This is a genomic window from Desulfobulbus alkaliphilus (assembly GCF_016918545.1).
In the GTDB taxonomy this organism is placed as follows: domain Bacteria; phylum Desulfobacterota; class Desulfobulbia; order Desulfobulbales; family Desulfobulbaceae; genus Desulfobulbus; species Desulfobulbus alkaliphilus.
The window spans coordinates 1-474 of sequence record NZ_JAFFQC010000175.1; the positions used below are offsets into that span (position 1 = coordinate 1).

Genomic DNA, 474 nt, shown 5'->3' on the forward strand with positions numbered 1-474 from the left:
GCTGTCGACCCCGGTCAGTCGATCGGCGCCGGTCGGAGACGTTTTGGTCCGCGTCAGGCCAAAGGTCTCGAACCCATAGGTGCGATACTCGCCGCCCATCTTGAAGGTCAGAGAATCGGACCAGTCGTAGGCCAGTGAGCCGGCGCCGACCTTGTTGTCAAAGTTGCCGCCGGCGTTGCTGCGCGTCGCATTGACCAGGGTGAAGCGTTGACCCGAAGTGACGTCAAAGCCGTAGTTGATGCGCGGCCGGCGATCGTCCTCACGGAAGTCGAAGGTGTAGCCGTTTACGCCCGCGGCCTCGAAGGCATAGGCGACATTGAGCGGCGTGCGGGCTTCGGATCGGTTGGCGCCGACCTTCAGATTGCCATGCAGCCGGTCGCTGAAATCGTGGCGCACGTTTAGCGACGCCTGATAGAAGTTGCTTTCGTTGCGGGTGAAGCCGTTCTCGGCGCGCACCAGCATGTTGTCGAAGAC

The 474-nt window shown here is 62.0% G+C and carries 1 pseudogene; it reads right to left on the bottom strand.

The window, feature by feature from the left end:
* Positions 1 to 474 (bottom strand): annotated as a pseudogene (locus tag JWG43_RS20735) (hypothetical protein); the annotation flags it as partial.